The sequence below is a fragment of the Streptomyces sp. NPDC002130 genome, from assembly GCF_040296465.1.
Classification (GTDB): Bacteria; Actinomycetota; Actinomycetes; order Streptomycetales; family Streptomycetaceae; genus Streptomyces.
The window spans coordinates 1-4,294 of sequence record NZ_JBEOXI010000423.1 but is presented as its reverse complement, the minus strand read 5'-3'; the positions used below and the strand labels follow the sequence as shown (position 1 = coordinate 4,294).

The window sequence follows — 4,294 nt, the reverse complement described above, 5'->3', positions numbered from 1 at the left end:
TACTACGGCGACGAGATCGGCATGGGCGACAACATCTGGCTCGGCGACCGGGACGCGGTGCGCACGCCGATGCAGTGGACGCCCGACCGCAACGCCGGCTTCTCGACCTCCGACCCGGGCCGTCTCTTCCTGCCCGCGATCATGGACCCGGTCTACGGCCACCAGGTGACCAACGTCGAGGCGTCGATGTCGTCGCCGTCGTCGCTGCTGCACTGGACCCGCCGCATGATCGAGATCCGCAAGCAGAACCCGGCCTTCGGACTCGGCTCCTACACCGAGCTGCCCTCCTCCAATCCGGCGGTGCTGGCGTTCCTGCGGGAGTACGAGGACGACCTGGTCCTGTGCGTCAACAACTTCGCGCGGTTCGCGCAGCCCACGGAGCTGGACCTGCGCGAGTTCGCGGGGCGGCACCCGGTGGAACTGTTCGGCGGGGTCCGCTTCCCGGCGATCGGCGAGCTGCCGTATCTGCTGACGCTCGGGGGCCACGGCTTCTACTGGTTCCGGCTCACCCGGGTCGCCTCCCGCATCGGCCGGCGACTGTGAGCCTGCGCCGACGAAAGGAGGCGTGACCATGCCGAAGACCGCATTCCTCCGCCCGGACCTGCGGCGCCTGGCCGAGCCCATGGAGTCGCTCGGCGGGCTGCTGCGCGAGTGGCTGCCCCGGCAGCGCTGGTTCGCGGGCAAGGACCGGCCCGTCACGGAGCTCGGCCTGCTGTCGATGACCGAGCTCTTCCCGGGCTGTCTGCATCTGCTGATCCACGCCGGACACGCCGGACACACGGGCGTGCCCTCGCCCGGCGGGGCTCCCCCGGCCGGCGACTGCTACCAGCTCCTGCTCGGCGTACGGGAGCACCCGGCCCCGCGGCTCGGTCGGGCGCTCATCGGGCGGGTGCAGGAGGGACCGCTGGCCGGGAGGACGGTGTACGACGCGCTGCACGACCCACGTTCTGCCCAGCTCCTGCTGGACCGGCTGCGGCAACCGGGCACCGCCGGCCCCCTGCGCTTCGACTGCGACCCGGACCAGCGGGTGCCCGCCGGACTGGTGCCGCGGCTGCTGGACGCCGAGCAGTCCAACTCCTCGCTGGTGTACGGCGACGAGTACATCCTGAAGGTCTTCCGGCGCATCCAGCCGGGCGTCAACCCGGACCTGGAGGTGCCGGGCGCACTGGCCCGCCAGGGCTGTCACCGCGTTCCCGCGCCGGTGGCCTGGTTCCAGACCCGGCACCCGTTCAAGGCCACCCTCGGGGTGCTGCAGCCGTATCTGCGGGAGGCCTCCGACGGCTGGACGCTGGGGCTGAACGCACTGGCCGCAGGGGACGACTTCACGGTCCAGGCCCGTGCGCTGGGCGCGGCCACCGCGGAGGTGCACCTCGCGCTGGCGTCGGCGTTCCCCGTCGGCGGGCCCGGGGAGAACGGGCAGACGGCTGCCGCGATGACCGAGCGGCTGGACGCCGCCGCGCACTGCGTGCCCGCGCTGCAGCCGTTCGTGCCGGGCCTGCGGACCGCGTTCGCCGCCCTCACCAGCTGCGACCCGGGTCCGCCCGCCCAGCGCATCCACGGTGACCTGCACCTCGGTCAGGTGCTGCGGGCCGGGCGCGAGTGGTTCGTCATCGACTTCGAGGGCGAGCCGTCCCGGCCGCTCTCCGAACGCCGCAGCGCGCACTCCCCGGTGCGGGACATCGCCGGGATGCTGCGCTCCTTCGACTACGCCGCCCGGCAGCGCCGCCCCTGGCGCCCCGAGTGGGCCCGGCGCTGCCGCGAGGCCTACTGCGCGGGTTATGCCGCCCGCGCCGGCTGGGATCCCCGAAAGAAACACGGACTGCTCCGCGCCTACGAGACGGACCGGGCCGTGTACGAGGTGCTGTACGAGGCACGGCACCGCCCCGACTGGCTGCCTGTACCGATGGCGGCGATCGAGCGCCTCGCCGTGAGAGGAGACTGAGCCGTGGCCCTGCGAGACACCTCAATCCCGGAGCCGTCCGGCCCGGTCCCGAGCACGACCGCTCCCGCCCTGAGCCCGGAGGACCGCGGGCGCCTGCTGGCGGGGGCGCACCACGATCCGCACGCGCTGCTGGGTGCCCACCCGGTGCCCGGCGGGGTCGTGTTCCGGGCGCTGCGCCCCTTCGCCCGCGCGGTGAGCGTGGTCATCGGCGGCAGGCGCACAGCCCTCGTCTCGGAGGGCGACGGCCTCTTCTCGGGCGTACTGCCGCTGGACGCGATCCCCGCGTACACGCTGCACGTGGCGTACGAGGAGGGCGAGCAGGAGACCCACGACCCGTACCGCTTCCTGCCGGCGCTGGGCGAGCTCGACCTGCACCTGATCCGCGAGGGCCGGCACGAGCAGCTGTGGCAGGCGCTCGGCGCACAGCCCATGACCCACGAGGGCGTGAGCGGCACCCGGTTCACGGTGTGGGCGCCGAACGCGCAGGGCGTGCGGGTCGCCACGGACTTCACCCACTGGGACGGGACGCAGTTCCCCATGCGGTCGCTGGGCGCCTCGGGCGTGTGGGAGCTGTTCCTGCCGGACGTGGGCGAGGGAACGCCGTACAAGTTCGAGATCCACTCCCGGTACGGCCACCGTTTCCTCAAGGCCGACCCGATGGCACGGCGCTGCGAGGAGCCGCCCAACACGGCGTCGATCGTGACGGCCTCGCACTACGAGTGGGGCGACACCGAGTGGATGGCGCACCGCGCCGACACACCCGTGCACGAGGCGCCGCTCTCCGTGTACGAGGTGCACCTGGCGTCGTGGCGGCCGGGGCTGACCTACCGGCAGCTCGCCGAGGAACTCCCGAAGTACGTCAAGGACCTGGGTTTCACGCACGTCGAGCTGATGCCGGTCGCCGAGCACCCCTTCCACGGGTCCTGGGGCTACCAGGTCACCGGGTTCTACGCCCCGACGTCCCGGCTCGGCACGCCGGACGACTTCCGCTTCTTCGTCGACGCCTGCCACCGGGCCGGTATCGGCGTGATCATGGACTGGGTGCCGGCGCACTTCCCGAAGGACGACTGGGCGCTGGCCCGCTTCGACGGTGAGCCGCTGTACGAGCCCGGTGACGACCGGCGCGCGGAGCACCCGGACTGGGGCACGTACGAGTTCGACTTCGGCCGTACCGAGGTGCGCAACTTCCTGGTCGCGAACGCCGTGTACTGGTGCGAGGAGTTCCACATCGACGGGCTGCGCGTGGACGCCGTCGCCTCGATGCTCTACCTCGACTACTCGCGCGAGGACGGACAGTGGGAGCCCAACGCCTACGGCGGCCGGGAGGACCTGGCGGCCATGCGGTTCCTTCAGGAGATGAACGCGACCGTGTACCGGCGGGCCCCCGGGGTGGTGACCATCGCCGAGGAGTCCACCGCCTGGGGCGGGGTGACCAAGCCCACCGACACCGGCGGGCTCGGCTTCGGCCTGAAGTGGAACATGGGCTGGATGCACGACTCGCTGGAGTACATCGCCCACGAGCCGGTGCACCGCAAGTACCACCACCACGAAATGACGTTCTCGATGGTGTACGCCTACAGCGAGAACTACGTGCTTCCGATCTCCCACGACGAGGTCGTGCACGGCAAGCAGGCCCTGGTGTCGAAGATGCCCGGCGACTGGTGGCAGCGGCGCGCCACGCACCGGGCCTACCTCGGCTTCATGTGGGGTCACCCCGGCAAGCAGCTGCTGTTCATGGGGCAGGAGTTCGCGCAGGGAGCGGAGTGGTCGGTGGAGCAGGGCCCGGAGTGGTGGCTGCTCGACGACGGGTACCACTCCGCGGGCGACCACCGGGGCGTGCGCGACCTGGTCCGTGACCTGAACACCGCGTACCGGGCGACGCCGGCGCTGTGGCAGTGCGACACCCGCCCGGAGGGCTTCCGGTGGGTCGCGGTGGACTCGGCCGACGACAACGTCTTCGCGTTCCTCCGGCACGACGCCGAGGGGAATCCGCTGCTGGCGGTGTCGAACTTCTCCCCCGTCGTACGGCAGGACTACGGCCTGTGGGTGCCGGGGGACGTCGTCGCCTGGGAGGAACGCCTCAACACCGACGACACGCGCTACGGCGGCAGCGGCGTGACCAACCCGGATCCGGTCAAAACGGAGGACGGCCATGTCCGGATCACGCTGCCTCCGCTGGCCACGGTGTGGCTGACGCCGTTCGCCGTGTGAAGTCCCGCCGTCCCACCAGGTGTCCTGCCCGCCTGGAGGGGCACTGGGTGTCGTACCACCGGGAGCACCCGGTGGTACGACGCGGGCGGGGCCAGAATGGCAGGCATCAAATGATATAGGAAAATGAAAACTCTGAACAAC

Annotated in this window: 3 protein-coding genes; all 3 read left to right on the top strand. The window is 71.4% G+C overall.

The annotated features are described in order from the left end of the window. On the top strand, positions 1 to 543 hold a 543-nt coding region (locus ABT116_RS40125; RefSeq protein WP_351644921.1), incomplete at its 5' end, for an alpha-glucosidase C-terminal domain-containing protein. Positions 544 to 571: 28 nt separating this feature from the next. After that, complete coding sequence (locus ABT116_RS40120) at positions 572 to 1,942, top strand: maltokinase N-terminal cap-like domain-containing protein (RefSeq protein ID WP_351644918.1); 1,371 nt, start codon at positions 572 to 574, stop codon at positions 1,940 to 1,942. 3 nt (positions 1,943 to 1,945) lie between these two features. After that, positions 1,946 to 4,153, top strand: coding sequence for a 1,4-alpha-glucan branching protein GlgB (gene glgB, locus ABT116_RS40115; RefSeq protein WP_351644916.1), 2,208 nt, complete (start codon positions 1,946 to 1,948; stop codon positions 4,151 to 4,153). Positions 4,154 to 4,294 lie beyond the last annotated feature (141 nt).

What these genes read in the sequence shown, in the direction of transcription:
- ABT116_RS40120 (WP_351644918.1), top strand. Translation starts at nt 572, where the DNA reads ATGCCGAAGACCGCATTCCTCCGCCCGGACCTGCGGCGCCTGGCCGAG.